This window comes from Sphingomonas sp. R86521, from assembly GCF_042466235.1.
In the GTDB taxonomy this organism is placed as follows: Bacteria; Pseudomonadota; Alphaproteobacteria; order Sphingomonadales; family Sphingomonadaceae; genus Sphingomonas.
The window spans coordinates 2,290,948-2,305,826 of sequence record NZ_JAXHBY010000001.1 but is presented as its reverse complement, the minus strand read 5'-3'; the positions used below and the strand labels follow the sequence as shown (position 1 = coordinate 2,305,826).

Here is a 14,879-nt window from a genome sequence, read left to right as displayed (position 1 = left end):
CGTCGAGGAACGTTAGACAATGGCTTTATCACTGCCTGATCTTAAATCGTCTGCGGACCCCGCGACCGACGATTTCCTGCTCGGGCAGTATCACGCGCTGCGTCGTCAGATCCCGCTGATGTACGCGGTGATGTTCATCAACGTGCTGTTCCTCGGCATCGCGACATTCCGCGACGTTCCCTGGGGCATGAGCTTCGGCATCCCGATCCTCGTCTCGCTGGCGATCATCGTTCGCGCGGCACTGTGGATGCGTCGTCGGACGATCGTCGCCAGCCCCGCCCAGGTCAGGCGCTACCTGCGCGGCACCATCGTCTCCGCCGCAGTTCTCAGCATGATCTTCGGGATATGGGGATCGGTGCTCTTCACCGAAGCGGAACCGGTTCGCAGCGTGTCGATCGCGCTCTATGTTTTCGTCGGGGCGATCAGCTGCTGCTTCTGCCTTCAGGCACTGCCGATGGCAGGCTATATGGTCCTGCTGTTCGGAGTGTTGCCGGTCACAGTACGACTGTTCTTCGCGTCCGACTGGTCGCTGTTCAGCGTGGGCGCGAACTTCCTGATCGTCGCCATCCTGATCCTGCGGACGCTGTCGACCAACCATTCCGGTTTCAAACAGGTGCTGCAGTCGCGCGCCGACATGCTCGTCGAACAGGAGCGGTCGCGCGCGGCGGAACTGGCGGCACAGGACCTCGCCTATCGCGATCCTCTGACCGGGCTGTGGAACCGCCGGGCGCTCGGCGAACATCTGGATCGCATCCTCGATCGCCCGGGTTCACCGACCCATCTCTATCTGTTCACGCTCGACCTCGATCTGTTCAAGGGGGTCAACGACGCCTATGGGCACGGCGCCGGCGATCGCCTGCTCGACGCGGTTGCGCAGCGTCTGACACTTGTCGTCGATCCTGCCGGGCAGGCATTTCGCCTCGGTGGCGACGAGTTTGCCGTCACGCTCGAGCTTCGCGACCACGATCATCAGGGCGCGGTCGAGATGGCGGATCGACTGGTGCGCGAGATGGCACTGCCGTTCTCGCTCGCGCCCTTTTCGCACCACATCGGCGCCAGCATCGGCATCGCATGCTTCCCAAGCGATGCAGCCGATCGCGAAACGTTGATGCAGCATGCCGATATCGCGATGTACGCGGCCAAGTCGGAGGGGCGCTCGCGACACCGCTTCTTCGAACGTAGCATGGGCGAGGCACTGGCCGAACGCGCGGTGCTAGAGCGCCAGATGCGCGCCGATTTCGGCACCGGCGCCTTCTATCCCTGCTACCAGCCGATCGTGAACCTGGCCTCGGAACGCATCGTCGGGTTCGAGATGCTGGCCCGGTGGACACGGCCCGATGGTACCGAGATCGAGCCCGACAGGTTCATCCCAGTCGTCGAGGAATGCGGGCTGATCGACGCGTTGATGCTGACGCTGCTCGAACAGGTTTGTATCGACGCCCGCAACTGGCCGGCCGAGCTGACGATCGCAATCAACGTATCGCCGATCCAGTTTCGCGATCGCTGGCTGGCGGAAAAGATCCTGGCGTTGCTGACGCGGCAGGGGTTCCCGGCGCGGCGCATCGGCCTGGAGATCACCGAGAACGCCCTGATCGCCGACCCGGTCGCCGCGCAGCGGATCATCAAGTCGCTCAGGAACCAGGGCGTATCGCTAGCGCTCGACGATTTCGGGACCGGCTTTTCGTCGATCCAGCATCTTCGCATGCTGGCATTCGACAAGCTTAAGATCGATCGCTCGTTCGTCGTGAACGTCGACAGCGACAAGGCTGCGCACCGCATGGTCTCGGCGATCATCCGACTGGCGGAGAGTTTGCAACTGAGCGTCGTCGCCGAAGGGGTCGAGACCGCGTCGGTTCGCGACACGCTGCACCGCCTCGGCTGCCAGGAAGCGCAGGGCTATCTGCTCGGCACGCCGCTGAACGCCGCAGAAACCGACCTGATGCTGCGTGACCGGAAACGACCGGGCACCACGCAGGTTCAGGGGGTATAACCGCGGGTAACCGGCGGGTTGACTGGCGGACTCGTTCGACGGACGCTCGGCGCTTGTGCGATCTTCCGGAGCAACCATGACCGCAGCCTCTATCGACGCAGGGATCACCGACCCGCCGACGCACGGGGCGCGACCAGTGGCGGATCGGCGCGGCATGCTGCTGTACGGACTGCTCGGCTTTGCGGCGGGCTTGCCGTTCTACATGTTCTCGACGGTGCTCGCGCTACGGCTGCAGGCACACGGCGTCGCGCTGACGGTGCTGGGGTTCTTCGCCTGGGTGCAGTTGCTGCCGACCCTCAAGTTCGTCTGGGCGCCGCTGCTCGATCGCTACGACATCCCCGGTTTCGGACGGTTCTGGGGGCGGCGGCGCGGGTGGATCATGCTGGCGCAGCTCGGCATCTTCACCGCAATGATCGCGATGGCGATGACGTCCAGCGATGCGAGCCTGGCGGTGACGGCGTTGTTCGCGGTGCTGCTCGCGTTCTGGACGACGACGCTGGAGATTGCCGCCGACGCCTGGCGCATCGAGCTGTATCCGACGCAGGACCAGCAGGGTCCGATCGTCGCCGCCAATCTGTGGGGGTATCGCAGCGCGATGGTCGCGGCGGGCAGCGGTGCCTTGCTGATCGCCGACAGCGGCGGCTGGGCGTTCGCCTATCTGCTGATCGCGGCGGCGGCGTTCCTGCCGTTCCCGATTTTGGTGGCGATGCGATCGCACGAGCTTGGGAAGGGCGGCGGCCGTACCGTGGCGCTGGCGACGGGATTGGTCGCGAGCGTCGTCATTTTGGCCGCGGCATGCGCGGTTACCGCCGCTGTCGGATGGCTGGTGCTCGACATCGCTACGCGCGCCGGGATCGACGCGAACAGCAACGTTACCCCCTGGGTACTCGGCCTCTGCATGCTGCCGTTCGTCGTGATGGCGGTCGCGCTACCGCGGATCCGCCGGGCGCCGGCCGATGCGGGCATCCGGACGTCGACCGTGCTCGGGCCTTATGTCGATTTCTTCTGGCGCTACGGGTACGGCGCGATCCTGCTGATGGTGTTCGTGTCGCTGTACCGGATGGGCGACGTCCTCGCGCTCAACCTGTCCAAGCCGATGATCAAGGGCCTCGGCTACTCGCTCAGCCAAATCGGACGCGCCGACAGCCTGGTCGCGCTGGCGGCCAGCATGATCGGGGTCGGGCTCGGCGGATTCCTGGTGACGCGCTGGCCGATGGCGTGGACGCTGGCGATCGGCGCGGTGGTCGCGGCAATCGGCAACTTCGGGTTCGTCTGGCTCGCACACCAGCGCGTCGACGAGACCATCCTATACATCGCGACCGCCGGCGACCAGTTCGGTAACGGCTTCGCGGGCGCCGTGTTCGTGGTCTATCTGTCGATGCTGGTGAACCCGCGTTATCCGGGTGCGCAATATGCGTTCCTGACCGGGTTCGCGTTCCTGTTGCCGCGATTGCTCGCCGGCGCCGGCGGGGCGATGGTCGGCGCGATCGGCTATGACGGGTTCTTCCTGCTATCGGGCGTGCTGAGCCTGGCGGCGATCCTGTTCGTCCCCGCATTGTCGCGGATCGTCGCGCGGAAGGATGAGGCATGATCGACCGGATCGCCGACGCCGCCTTCGCGCCCGCTGCTGAGGCGGTCGCCGCGGGGCGGATACCCGGCGCGGTGCTGGGCATCGTCACCGCGGACGGCGCGCGCGCGGTCCGCGTCGTCGGGCAGGCGCAGACGGTGCCGGTCGCCGAGCCGCTGACGACCGCGCACTGGTTCGATCTGGCGTCGGTCAGCAAGGTGATCGCGACCACCAGCTTCGTGCTGCGGCTGGCGGACGAGGGGCGGATCGATCTCGACCGGCCGCTGACCGATGCGATCCCCGACCTGCGGCAATACGACGTCGCCAACGCGCCCGAGCGGCGGCTGACATTCCGCGACTGCCTGGTCCACCGCACCTTCCTGCCCGCGGTCGAGCCGGTCTATACCTATGGCGACGACCCGGCGCGGTTGCGCGCGTTCGTGCTGCAGCGCGAATGGAAGCATGGGCCCGCGGTCTATTCGGACATCAACTTCATCCTGCTCGGCATCGCAGTCGAGCGGCTGACAGGACAGCCGCTCGATGCCCTGCCGCTGGGCGAGGGGCTGAGCTGGGGCCCGCCGCCGGGTCCCGCGGTCGCCACCGAATTCTGTCACTGGCGCGGCCGCGTGCTGCAGGGCGAGGTCCATGACGAAAATGCTTCGGCGATGGGCGGACGCACTGGACATGCCGGCCTCTTCGGCACGGTCGAAGGCGTGCTGGGCTTCGCGCAAGGACTGCTCGACGGCAGCGGCGCATCGCCCGCCATGCTCGCCGCCATCCGCACCCCGGTGGAGGGACACCGCACCGCCGGATGGGAAATCCGCCACCCCGGCTGGTCGGGCGGCCAAGGATGCTCGCGAACGACGATCGGGCATACCGGCTTCACCGGCACCGGGCTGTGGATCGATTTCGACCGAGGCGTGGCGTGGACGCTCCTCACCAACCGGGTCCACCCGACCCGCCATTTCGACAGCGGCATCTTCACGCTGCGCCCCGCCACCGGCGACGCGCTGGCGGCGGCGCTCGGCTAGCGCAGTCGGACCGTGGCGCACGCCGATCAGCACTCCGCAAATGAGATTGGATGGCGGAAGAGGTGTCCGTCGAACTAGGTGTTCGACGGTGTTCATCTTAGTCCTCCTTGTGCAGTGCCAAGTCTTTGATTGTGCATAAGATCGGCACGTATTCGTGATTCGGTTGTTCATCCATGTCATGTTACAAGCCACGCCATCTGACAGGGCAAACGGTGGGGCAGAATCATGCCAAAGGCTTACGCGCTGAGCGCACTTGCGGTTAAGAATGCAACGAAAACCGGACGGCTTGCCGACGGCGGCGGCCTATATTTGCTGACTACGAATGGCGGTAAGCGCTGGGTTTTCATCTTTCGGTGGCATGGCAAACGGTGTGAGATGGGCTTGGGTTCGGCGTCAAAGATTCCACTGGCGAGCGCACGCAAACTGGCGTCCGCTGCCCGTGAACAGGTTGCCCTAGGTCGCAACCCCATCGACGTTCGAAATGAGACTGCAACTGCTGCGGCAATGCCTAAGCCGCAGAATGTTACATTCGGTGCATTCGCGGACGAGTACATTTCCAGCGTCGAGGCCGGGTGGCGAAATCCCGTACATCGCAAGCAGTGGAGGAGTAGCCTTCGCGATCATGCCGGCAATCTCAGCAGCCTTCCTATTGGCGATGTCGATACTGACGCGGTGCTCGCCGCCCTGCAGCCAATCTGGCTTGTGAAACCCGAAACCGCCGGCCGGGTGCGAGGCCGCATCGAAAAGATCCTCAGCGCGGCGAAGGTGAGGGGGCTTCGCCCTCGTGACAGCGCCAATCCCGCAGCATGGCGCGGGCATCTTGATATCCTGCTGCCTAAACGACCAACGCTCTCTCGTGGGCATCACCCCGCGGTCCCTTATAACGATCTACCTATTTTGTATCATAGGCTGCAGGAGCGTCCGGCGACGGCCGCGAGAGCGCTAAGCTTCTTGATCCTGTGCGCCTCCCGCTCCGGGGAGGTGATAGGGGCCAGTTGGGGCGAGGTGCAAGGCGACGCCTGGGTCATACCAGCCGAGCGAATGAAGGGTGGAAGGGTGCATACCGTCACGCTGTCACCCGTGGCCGTGGAAATCCTTGCAGGGCTTATTCGCGGCAAGGACGACGACTTTATTTTTCATGGCGGCGACCCAGCCAAACCCCTTTCGAACATGGCGCTGTCGATGCTCATGCGGCGCATGGGCTACGGAGAATTCACCGCGCACGGCTTCCGGAGTTCGTACAAGGACTGGGTTTCCGACATGACGGACTATCCGGACGAACTGAGCGAGGAGGCGCTGGCGCATATCGTCGGATCGAAGGTTCGACGAGCCTATCGCCGCGGCGAGGCACTCGAACGGCGGAGAGCGATGATGAATGACTGGGCGACGTTCGTCACGTCGAAGGCGACGTCAAACACAACTTTCGTTTGACTTTGATTGTGCAGGGGCCTTAAAAGGGGACTATCGGAAGAGGTTCGACCTCCGAAATTCGCGTCATGGTTCGTTTCTGTGTACGTCCGTTCATGCTCGCGACTCGGCGAGCGTATGAACGGGAGACGATCCTTGACCAATTTGCCTGCAACCCCATGGGCGGCTGTGCCAGCAACGGGGCCAATGCTGCGTCCGTCGGAGGCGGCTGCGTACCTCGGATTTCGATCGCGCACTAAGTTCTATGCGATGGTCAATCGGGGAGAGTTGCCTGCCCCCATTCGGCTATACAAAGAGGGAAAGCTCACAGGCATCCCCCGCCCGTGGCTAGACGCCATCATCGCTGCACGCGTCGCCGAAAGCGCCGCAGCATGACCCCGCAGGAACAGGTGCGAAACCTGCAAGCCAAGCACGCAACGGCAAAGACGCGACATGACGCGAACGCTCTAGTGCTCACCGATGATGACGCGGCGCGACTGGTCAACGCCGAAGCCGATGTGCTGGGACTTCCGCGTCTTCATGCACAGATGACGGACGCCGAACGTGCGGAGTTGATCGAAGCGCAAGCAGCTTGCGTGCGGATCATAGAGTTAGTTACCAAACAGCTACCCGGTGCCATCCAGCAGGCGGATAATGCCGTTGCAGCTCGGCGAAGCCTGCAAGGGCAGCACGTACGATCGCAAATCGTGCCGCCGTTGTTCGACGCTGCGAAGGAGGCCGGAGCTGTCTTTGGACGCGCGCTTGCCAGCCTTGCTGCCGCAGAGGACTTCGCACTGCGGCTGCAGAGCCGCCCCGGGACACCATACGGCCAGGGCAACGCCTCAGCACTGTGCGCCGCCATGAGCTCCGCAACGGCCGCTAACAGCTACTGCGAAGTCGGTCCCGGGCGCGGCGCCTGGGACTGGCTGGGCTACTCGGAGACGGCCGCTCGAATCGAGGAACAGATTCAGGAGGTCTCACAGTGACAAAACCAGTAAAAAGCGATCCGGTGGCGCTGCTGGCGCTCGGCAACAGAATGGGTCTGCAGGGCTTCGAAGCGCCGTCACTAAGTGCGGCCAATGAACCCAGGAAGCAGCCGATCGCTTCCGCCAAACATCCGGCAACAGCTACCCGCGACCAAATCAACGCCACTGTCGACGTCTCGGCCATCTTGACGCTAGCGAAGGCCGCAAGACTGCAGTGTGTTGCTGACGAAGCAGGTGCCTTGTGAGGCCGCGTCGCATGATCACCTGGCCATTGTGGCAGCAGCGACGGATCGCGGAACTTCAAGCGGCAGGCATGCCGCCGGAGGTCGCCCAGCGCATCGGAAAGGCCGAAACCGTCAACCGGCAACGCATTAGCCGCTGTATCGGCTGGCGAAGGGCTCGGGCGGCCGAGTTGGACTACCTGGTCGCCGGTGACCGAATCAAGTTCGTGATCATCGGTGGCCTGGCAGGGCTCACCGCTGCGCAGCGACAGCGCCTATTTGCCCTTCCGAACCTGTCGACAATGATCACGCCGTAAGGCTTCGTCAACGCATAAAAGCAGAAAGCCGGAGCGAGGATGAAATCGCTCCGGCTTCCCTGGATTCTGCGAATCCGTCCACACGGAATTACTTAGCAGATTCTGGGCCTGACACAAGGCTAAATTGAATCATGGCTACCGTTCCAAGTACCGCACATCAACCGATGCTCGACGCTATTGGACCTCTTTGCGCTGCAGGTGTAGCGCTTCACTGGCTTCATCCGAAATCCAAGCGTCCGATCGGGAAAGATTGGTCGGAAAAGTCCGTGACAAATGTCGAGCTCCTGAAAGCCACGTACGAAATCGGAAACAATGTTGGTGTTCGTCTTGGCGAACCATCTGACCTAGCCGATGGGTTTCTGTACGCAATTGACATTGATATTCGTCTCCCTGAGGTCGTCGAAGAGGCTTGGGCGGCATTCGCAAAGTTGTTCCCCAGCGTTGCGCGCAGCGATCTGCCGGAAGTTCAGTCGGGCAGCGGCGGCGAGTCGCGGCACCTCTATTTCATCACCGACACGCCGTTCCGCTCCAAGATGCTGGCGCACAGCGAAGGGAAGCACCGCAGCCCCGACGGCGTGTGGCATTACGATTACGAAATCGAGCTGTTCGGCACCGGCAAGCAGGTCGCGCTGCCGCCGTCAATCCATCCGGATACCGGAAAGCCCTACCAGTGGGTGCGCGAGTTCGATTTCGACGGTTTCGAGCAGCCGTTCATCCCCGCATCGCACATCGAATCGCTCGGCGCGATCAACACCGACACCTTCGAATTCGAACTTCGCGACCCGCTGGAGTTCCGACCAGGTCAGTTGGAAGCCGATCTCGACCTGATTCCAGTCTCAGATCTGCATTACGACGACTGGATTCGGCTCGGCCAGGCGCTGCACCACCAGTTCGGCGGGTCGCAGGAGGGCTTCGACCTGTGGCTGCAGCACACGCGCCGCTCGACCAAGTTCACCGGCGACGCGCAGATCCGCGAAATGCGGCGCATAAAATGGCGGTCGTTCGGCAAGTACCGCGGCAACCCCGTCACCATGGGGACCGTCCGCGCGTGGGCGAACACCGAGCGGCAGGCCAGCATCATGGCCGAGCTCGACGATCTGCCGGATGACGATCTGGATGCTGATGACGACGCGGAAAAGGTTGGGAATACCAGCCATTCGGACTCGGACTTCGACGACCTGATTCACGACGAACCGGCCACCCCGAAATCGGACGACGACGTGTTCAGTATCGGCCTTGGGACGCCGGCACTCGATGATTGGAAGACGTTACTCGCTTATACCGAGAAGGGCATAGTCGCGAACCTGCCTAATATTGAGCTGATCATGAAAAACGATCCGCGGTTGAAGGGCCTGTGTCAGCGCAATGAATTTACGCAGGAAACCGTTCAACGTATCGCGCCCGGACATAAGTCGAAGTCTCGCGCGAACGCCGCAAAGGACGCCAGGCAGCTAGTTGGCCCGATTTGGCAGGTGCGGGATACGCTCAACGGGGAGACTTGGTCGAACGATCGCGACTGCGCCGTGCGGTCGATCATCGAGACGCCCAAAACTCAAGGCGGCTACGGCATAAAGGTTTCTGATCGCGATCTTAAGGCCGCGACGGTGCTGGCTGCGCGTGAGAACGGCTTCCATCCAATCCGGGAATACTTGGAAGGGGTAGCGTGGGACGGCGTCGAACGGATTGACCGTCTTTTCGTCGATTATCTCGGGACTGAAGACAACGTCTATACACGGCAAGTGGCGCGTTTGATGATGGTCGCGGCCGTTGCCCGCGTCTTTGAACCCGGTTGCAAATGGGACCATGCTGTTATTCTAGAGGGTGCGCAGGGTGTCGGAAAGTCCACGTTTATCAGGATACTCGGACGTAATTGGTCGGTCGAGCTCGACGGTAACTTCCATGACGCAAAGTCCATGGTTGAAAAGTTACAAGGGGGGTGGATCGTGGAATTGCCCGAGCTGACGGGCTTTGCCAAATCCGAGGTGCAGGATATCAAGGCATTCATCAGTAGGCAGTTCGACAAGGTCCGCCTAGCATATGAGGCGCGTGCGCAGGCGTTTCCGCGTCAGTCGATCCTCATCGGCTCGACGAACTCAGGCGAGTACCTGCGCGACGCTACCGGTGGGCGTCGCTTCCTGCCGATTGAATGCCACGTCAAGGCCATCGACACCGCTCGGTTCCGCAAGGATGTCGACCAGTACTGGGCTGAAGCTATGTCGGTTTACCGCAGCATGCATGCCGAACTGGACAGCACAGAATCTGGGTTACATCTCTACCTTTCCGGTGAGGCCCTTGCCCATGCATCCGGTCTCCAGGAATCCCGCCGAGTGGAAACCGCTGAAGACGGACTTGTTGGCCGTATCATGTGTTGGCTAGATACCCCGGTCACCAGTGGCAGCATTGATGAGGACGCCGTCCCGCAATTTCGCAACGTCACTTGTGCACAAGAATTGTTTCGGGCGCTAAGGGTCGATGATAACACGATCTTACTCGCGTCCGTGCAGCGAACAATCGCCATGGTGCCGGGCTGGAAGAAGGGCGAAGGAGTGAACGCACGCCACATCTTCCCTTTGCCGATTGGTCGTCAGCGACACTATGAACGCGTGGGTTCGCCAGGTCGCCTGCAGCCGGTGTCTCCCGCTGCTGCTGCTGCCGACGCTGCAGCCTAGCGAACGGCCACGTTGGTGCCGCCGATGTGGACAGCGTGGACAGCGTAATTCATCCTGTCCACGCTAATTCCGCAAGAAAAACGGTTAGTTTGCATAGTTTTGGCCAATTGGGACAGCCGGGACAGGGAATCTGGCGCCAGACCCGCCGTTTGCGCGCTACGCACATACGCAGCAGCCCACCACGGTATCACCCCTCGGTTATTCACCTATCTCCACAACTCTAAATATACTGTCCATTCTGTCCACTTGTCCTAAGCATTGGTACTAAACGGTTTTTTCTGGACAGGCTGAATTTCACGCTGTCCCATCTGTCCCGAACGCCCGATGCGCGCGCCAGTGGTCGACTAATTTCCGCATATTGCTCCGGTGTTGGTCTGAAATAGGTTGGAAACAGAGACTCTACGCGTGCCGCCGACAGCTTGGAACGCTAGATAGTACCTTGAGCGACTTGGCAGGTGTCCACAGGCGTCCCAGCACGTCCCGACAGCACGCGGTCATTGGCCCGCGGCAGGTACGCACAGACATTATCCTGGCCCAGATCGGCGGATCGAGGCCGACGCACACAGCAGAGCGCCGTCTGATCCGATCTCGATCGACCTTGGTCAAAGTAAAAATCGATCATCGACATCGGCAAGGATCTGTCGGACTCTGCCGCGGCGAAACGGGGATGTCGCAAGGGGGCGTTAGTGGAATTTCTGATAATTGCGGCCGTGATCGGACTGCTACCTGCGTTCATTGCGAGCGGAAAAGGTCGGAGCTTTTTCGGCTGGTGGATTTACGGCGCACTCCTTTGGATCGTCGCATTCCCCCACTCCCTGATGATTAGGGCTGATCGGCGAGAGCTCGACCACCGCGCCGAGCAAGAAGGACTGAAAAAGTGTCCAGCCTGCGCCGAGATGATCCGCGAGGAGGCGCGCGTGTGTCGCTATTGCCAGCGCGATCAATCATTCGCTTAAGCGCTAACCTTGACCGAGATGGAGGTTTGATGTGACAGCAGTTATGCAGGGGGTAACTTACGTTGCTGCGATTCTTGCAGCGTTGGTCTTGTTCGTGACTGAGAGTGCTGCGAACGGCGCGCCGCAGGAGGCGGCCGGCGCCGCGCTTGCACTGGGGATCGCAATCATCCCGTATTGCATCTCGTCGACAATGCAGCGCGCCGACGTCATCGCCCGGCTACGCGATCGAGCGTAACTACCGGGCCAACCTCGGATGGGCTGCGGGAGCGCTTTATCGGAGCCGGGAAGCGGGCTGCCGAGATTGTCGTCCCTGGTCCTGTGAACGTCCGACTTTGGTGGTTAGCTGCCAGTCCGCCTTCAGATGACGATTGCGCCAAGCAGCCGTTCGTTCAGGTTATCGGGCAGGGGCTTCCCGCCGTCGCACCTGGCTAACTGAAAAACCATTCCGGTCTTACAAGATCGCCAGAAACGAAGATTGCTGGCCAACGATGCATCGCCGGATTGATCAATTAGCCAAAGGATCCAGATCCAGGAGTGCCCGCGGCGGCTCCGCGTGGAGGCCTTGAACGTACGTTTTTACGATTTTGCTGTTCTCTTCGTCAAATGTGACCCTTCCTATTAAACACGCATCTGCCACACGCGGATTTGCGCGACGAAGTGCGAGATAGTTTCGTCGGGTCCATTGAGCGGTTGCCTTTCCTAAAGGCAGCCATGGACGATCAATTTTCGACGTCGCATCGTAGCGGAAGCCGATTACATTGAGCGTGAATGCAAGAACCCTCGCTCCTTCGAAGTTAGGAAACTCCTCAAGGCGCTTGATCTCGTCAAATAAACGTCGCCGAAGCTTGAAGAGTACCAGAGCTCTTGCAGGACCTCGACCGCCGAAATTAAAGATAGGAGACCAAACAGTGTTATAGTAGATTGTCCACGCCAGATCCGGCGGCCCCTCAACTCCGGACGCATCGAGGATAATTTGGTATAGCAGATCCGTCAGATCGTCTAATATCGTCCCTTGGCCGTAATACTGCGGACCGGGCAATCTAGCTTGCAGCGCCTCCACCCCTTCTGCTTTGTCGATTGCACTTAAAGCATCCCGAACGAAACTGATGCCGGCACTTAGCTTCGCGAGCAGATCTGATTTATATACTGTTCCAACAGCACCGTTGAGTTGGTAGGTTTCGCTACTTACGCTCTTAATTTGATCAATCGCTCTCGATAAAAGATGAGAACGCATCTGTATACGGCTGGAAGCAGCGTAACTTTCGATCGTGATCAGAGTTATTCTAAGGTACGCCTCCCACTGCGATGATGAAAATTGCCGGTATGACTGCCAATCTAGGTCTAACGAGGATGTCATCCCGCCGCCTATTTTTTCGAGTAATTCGTAGTTTCCATAGACCGCTGACGAGAATGGCTGAATGTATCCAAAAATACTCGTCAGCGAGTTACGATCCTCATGATAGATTTGAGAATCGCTATTCAGAACGCCCTCTAAAGTCAGATTTTGTACAAACGTGGCAAGAGGTAGATCGTACCGCCCCTGGCGCGTGGCCTCGGCCATGATAACGATTGCTGTGTGCGGCGAAGACGCCATTAATACACGGCAGAACTTGCGGTTACCTAGCAACCAAAGGACGTCATGAGCGTACCTTTGTAAGGGCGCAACGGTTATCGGTACATTGCGTTCGCTAACGTTAAACGGAGGCGCCGCTAGACGAATGAGTGACTCGACTGAACCTGGAAGCTGTTCCGCAAGTACCGTAAGTTCAACAATCGATCCTCGAACCATTCCACGGTAAATTGCTCCGTGAAAGCGCTTGTAGTTGAACCTGTTAAAATCGGTTCTCGCCACGAAGGCAAACCAAAGCCAAATCAAAATGACCGATAAAAAGAGCGCTCCTAAGCCTGCCTGAATCCCGGCACGGCTCCAACCCCACGGCAGAGAATACCAGCCAGCTGCAAACCATAGGTCTGTAGCAAGCGAACCGCTTCCGATTATCACAGACGCAAGGAAGGCAATCCGCCGCAACGGCAAGGGAGCAATTTCAATTCTAAACCGGTACACGGCGTCAGAGGAACTGAAGGCCAGAGCCAAAAGGGCGAGAGCGGTCAGAAAGTCTGGAAAGCCAAAGATCGAAGGCCCGCCGTCTCGGGCTTTTGTAAGACACATTCCAATCAGTTCATAATCGCAGATCATACCCCCTTATGCCCCGTCAGAAATGCGAACGCCACCGAACGCGTGACGGAGGCCTCGGCGACGGAGCGGCCACTCGAACGTTCTTTTTAACGATATGGCTTTGCACGGGGGAACAGCACGAATGGCTGGATTGCCGTCCACCAAACCTTGCGCCGGCACGATGCAGAGAGGCTTCGCGGCGCCGTGATGTGCGGCCATGACGTCAGCATCGGTAGCACTCTTGGTCCGGTGGAGCTGATCCTTCGCGCCGACATTCCCCACCTGGATGATCTCGTTGCTACCATCCCTGTCGCTTGGTGCACGAATGGCTGAGGTTGGGAGGTCGGGATAGGAACCTGTCCGTCTCCTGTTGGGCGAAAGCGGACATCCAAGCGGGCGTCAGCTTTTACCAGAGCATATGATCGGTAATCACGCCAAACCTGACGAGAAAGCCTAACGCCGCTCCTATCAAAAGAAGGGCTGCGTACACGGTAATGGCTCGCGTTCGACTTCGACGGTCCGTTTGGTAGCTCATGTTCGGTTACCTCGTAGCTGAGTGTGCCCTATGGTGACCCACCTGCCCAATGTCCGCAATTGGGCGTTAGCGGACGTTCGGTCGATCGTTGCCTCGAATGTCGCATTGTGGTGGACAGCGGACGTTGCGCGTGGTCAGGGCGCCGCTACAACGCTGCTATGTTATGGAATGTGATCGACAGGCGCACTCGGCCTTATCGCTGGCGTGAGGTCAATGCGATCGTGGAGGCGATAGAGCACGACAACAGTTGTGCTGACGCTGACCAAGCACCCGAGAGTGATCCGCTGCTGACCGTCGATTATGATGCGCTTGAAGCTGTTTCGGTGCAGGAGGCAATAGCCTGGGCGAGTGGGCAGCGCTGCCCCGTCACACTTTATCTATATGACCTTGGCGGCGGTTTTACGAGCAGCGTGCATGTCGATGCCGTCGAAGACCGCTTCTTGGGCGCGGAAGACCCGACGGACTGAACGTCAGCTTTTGGGCGTTAGCGGACGTTCACCGCCCCTGTTGCTCACACTGTTCCGCAGCCAGGCGACGCCGATCAGTGCTCCGTAACTCCGTTGAACGCGACAGAGTTCAAACAGTCGGCGATCGCTTCCCAGGCCCGATATACCGGCATCTCATCCGCCTTCTCCATACCGTCCGCTACGATCCCGCAGGCGACGCCCTGACCGTGGTCGGACATCAGGGCGAACGCCGCTTCCCACGCTTCGGCATTCACAGCGCCATCCAATCGCTCTCGGCATCGTCAACCAATGCAAACGCATCTCCGTCGGCCTGCTGCCCCCGCAGATGCTTCCGCACCGCCTCCGGATCTCCGTTCTTCGGAAAAGTCCGATCGGCACGCGCCGCGTCCGCGATGCCGTCGACCCAATCCCCGCGGTCGCGCTGCGCCAGAAGCCATCGTCCGAACGCGATCTTCGGCTCATCTTGGTCGTCGTCGTGGTGGGTCATCGTCAGATCCTCGAATCGTTAACCCTGCATCGCACCTGCTCGATGTTCCTGCAATGTTCTTGCGAATCAT

14 protein-coding genes are annotated in these 14,879 nt (G+C 60.4%); 11 read left to right on the top strand and 3 right to left on the bottom strand.

Annotated features, from left to right (window positions below; all coding sequences use genetic code 11):
* The first annotated feature begins 19 nt into the window (after positions 1-19).
* The 10 genes from SJY20_RS10660 to SJY20_RS10615 all read left to right on the top strand — a co-directional run bounded on the left by SJY20_RS10660 (position 20) and on the right by SJY20_RS10615 (position 11,379).
* Positions 20-1,990 (top strand): putative bifunctional diguanylate cyclase/phosphodiesterase, encoded by a 1,971-nt coding sequence (locus SJY20_RS10660; RefSeq protein WP_380786854.1) that lies wholly within the window; start codon positions 20-22, stop codon positions 1,988-1,990.
* Positions 1,991-2,066: 76 nt separating this feature from the next.
* Positions 2,067-3,581 (top strand): permease, encoded by a 1,515-nt coding sequence (locus SJY20_RS10655; protein ID WP_380786853.1) that lies wholly within the window; start codon positions 2,067-2,069, stop codon positions 3,579-3,581.
* Positions 3,578-4,588 (top strand): serine hydrolase domain-containing protein, encoded by a 1,011-nt coding sequence (locus tag SJY20_RS10650; RefSeq protein ID WP_380786852.1) that lies wholly within the window; start codon positions 3,578-3,580, stop codon positions 4,586-4,588. The genes SJY20_RS10655 and SJY20_RS10650 overlap by 4 nt, the downstream gene beginning before the upstream one ends.
* A 225-nt stretch (positions 4,589-4,813) precedes the next feature.
* Positions 4,814-6,019 carry a tyrosine-type recombinase/integrase gene (locus SJY20_RS10645; protein ID WP_380786850.1) on the top strand — a complete coding sequence of 402 codons (1,206 nt, stop codon included), beginning with the start codon at positions 4,814-4,816 and terminating at the stop codon, positions 6,017-6,019.
* 368 nt (positions 6,020-6,387) lie between these two features.
* Positions 6,388-6,981, top strand: a complete 594-nt coding sequence (locus SJY20_RS10640; RefSeq protein WP_380786848.1) for a hypothetical protein — start codon at positions 6,388-6,390, stop codon at positions 6,979-6,981.
* The gene (locus SJY20_RS10635) at positions 6,978-7,226 is read left to right on the top strand and encodes a hypothetical protein (RefSeq protein ID WP_380786847.1); all 249 of its coding nucleotides are present in this window, start codon (positions 6,978-6,980) and stop codon (positions 7,224-7,226) included. Before SJY20_RS10640 ends, SJY20_RS10635 begins: the two co-directional genes overlap by 4 nt.
* An 11-nt stretch (positions 7,227-7,237) precedes the next feature.
* Complete coding sequence (locus tag SJY20_RS10630; protein WP_380786845.1) at positions 7,238-7,519, top strand: hypothetical protein; 282 nt, start codon at positions 7,238-7,240, stop codon at positions 7,517-7,519.
* 164 nt (positions 7,520-7,683) lie between these two features.
* On the top strand, positions 7,684-10,188 hold the full coding sequence (locus SJY20_RS10625) for a VapE domain-containing protein (protein ID WP_380786844.1): 2,505 nt from the start codon (positions 7,684-7,686) through the stop codon (positions 10,186-10,188).
* A 686-nt stretch (positions 10,189-10,874) separates the two neighbouring features.
* Positions 10,875-11,144 carry a hypothetical protein gene (locus SJY20_RS10620; protein ID WP_380786843.1) on the top strand — a complete coding sequence of 90 codons (270 nt, stop codon included), beginning with the start codon at positions 10,875-10,877 and terminating at the stop codon, positions 11,142-11,144.
* A gap of 94 nt (positions 11,145-11,238) precedes the next feature.
* Positions 11,239-11,379 (top strand): hypothetical protein, encoded by a 141-nt coding sequence (locus SJY20_RS10615; RefSeq protein WP_380786841.1) that lies wholly within the window; start codon positions 11,239-11,241, stop codon positions 11,377-11,379.
* Between the two features lie 270 nt (positions 11,380-11,649).
* On the opposite strand, the gene SJY20_RS10610 is transcribed toward SJY20_RS10615, so the two are convergent.
* Positions 11,650-13,341, bottom strand: a complete 1,692-nt coding sequence (locus tag SJY20_RS10610) for a hypothetical protein (RefSeq protein ID WP_380786840.1) — start codon at positions 13,339-13,341, stop codon at positions 11,650-11,652.
* Positions 13,342-14,013: 672 nt separating this feature from the next.
* Between SJY20_RS10610 and SJY20_RS10605 the strand changes: the two genes are divergently transcribed.
* The gene (locus SJY20_RS10605) at positions 14,014-14,322 is read left to right on the top strand and encodes a hypothetical protein (protein ID WP_380786838.1); all 309 of its coding nucleotides are present in this window, start codon (positions 14,014-14,016) and stop codon (positions 14,320-14,322) included.
* A gap of 74 nt (positions 14,323-14,396) precedes the next feature.
* Here the strand turns inward: SJY20_RS10605 and SJY20_RS10600 are convergent, their stop codons facing one another.
* Both SJY20_RS10600 and SJY20_RS10595 read right to left on the bottom strand, forming a co-directional pair.
* Complete coding sequence (locus SJY20_RS10600; protein ID WP_380786837.1) at positions 14,397-14,576, bottom strand: hypothetical protein; 180 nt, start codon at positions 14,574-14,576, stop codon at positions 14,397-14,399.
* A complete protein-coding gene (locus SJY20_RS10595; protein ID WP_380786836.1) occupies positions 14,573-14,809 on the bottom strand; it encodes a hypothetical protein in 237 nt (78 codons plus the stop codon). Before SJY20_RS10595 ends, SJY20_RS10600 begins: the two co-directional genes overlap by 4 nt.
* Positions 14,810-14,879: the final 70 nt, after the last annotated feature.

Excerpts from the sequence above, each read along its gene's own strand:
- SJY20_RS10660 (WP_380786854.1), top strand. The coding sequence starts at position 20 with ATGGCTTTATCACTGCCTGATCTTAAATCGTCTGCGGACCCCGCGACC.
- SJY20_RS10655 (WP_380786853.1), top strand. The coding sequence starts at position 2,067 with ATGACCGCAGCCTCTATCGACGCAGGGATCACCGACCCGCCGACGCAC.
- SJY20_RS10650 (WP_380786852.1), top strand. The coding sequence starts at position 3,578 with ATGATCGACCGGATCGCCGACGCCGCCTTCGCGCCCGCTGCTGAGGCG.
- SJY20_RS10645 (WP_380786850.1), top strand. The coding sequence starts at position 4,814 with ATGCCAAAGGCTTACGCGCTGAGCGCACTTGCGGTTAAGAATGCAACG.
- SJY20_RS10640 (WP_380786848.1), top strand. The coding sequence starts at position 6,388 with ATGACCCCGCAGGAACAGGTGCGAAACCTGCAAGCCAAGCACGCAACG.
- SJY20_RS10630 (WP_380786845.1), top strand. The coding sequence starts at position 7,238 with ATGATCACCTGGCCATTGTGGCAGCAGCGACGGATCGCGGAACTTCAA.
- SJY20_RS10625 (WP_380786844.1), top strand. The coding sequence starts at position 7,684 with ATGCTCGACGCTATTGGACCTCTTTGCGCTGCAGGTGTAGCGCTTCAC.
- SJY20_RS10610 (WP_380786840.1), bottom strand. The coding sequence starts at position 13,341 with ATGATCTGCGATTATGAACTGATTGGAATGTGTCTTACAAAAGCCCGA.
- SJY20_RS10605 (WP_380786838.1), top strand. The coding sequence starts at position 14,014 with ATGTTATGGAATGTGATCGACAGGCGCACTCGGCCTTATCGCTGGCGT.
- SJY20_RS10595 (WP_380786836.1), bottom strand. The coding sequence starts at position 14,809 with ATGACCCACCACGACGACGACCAAGATGAGCCGAAGATCGCGTTCGGA.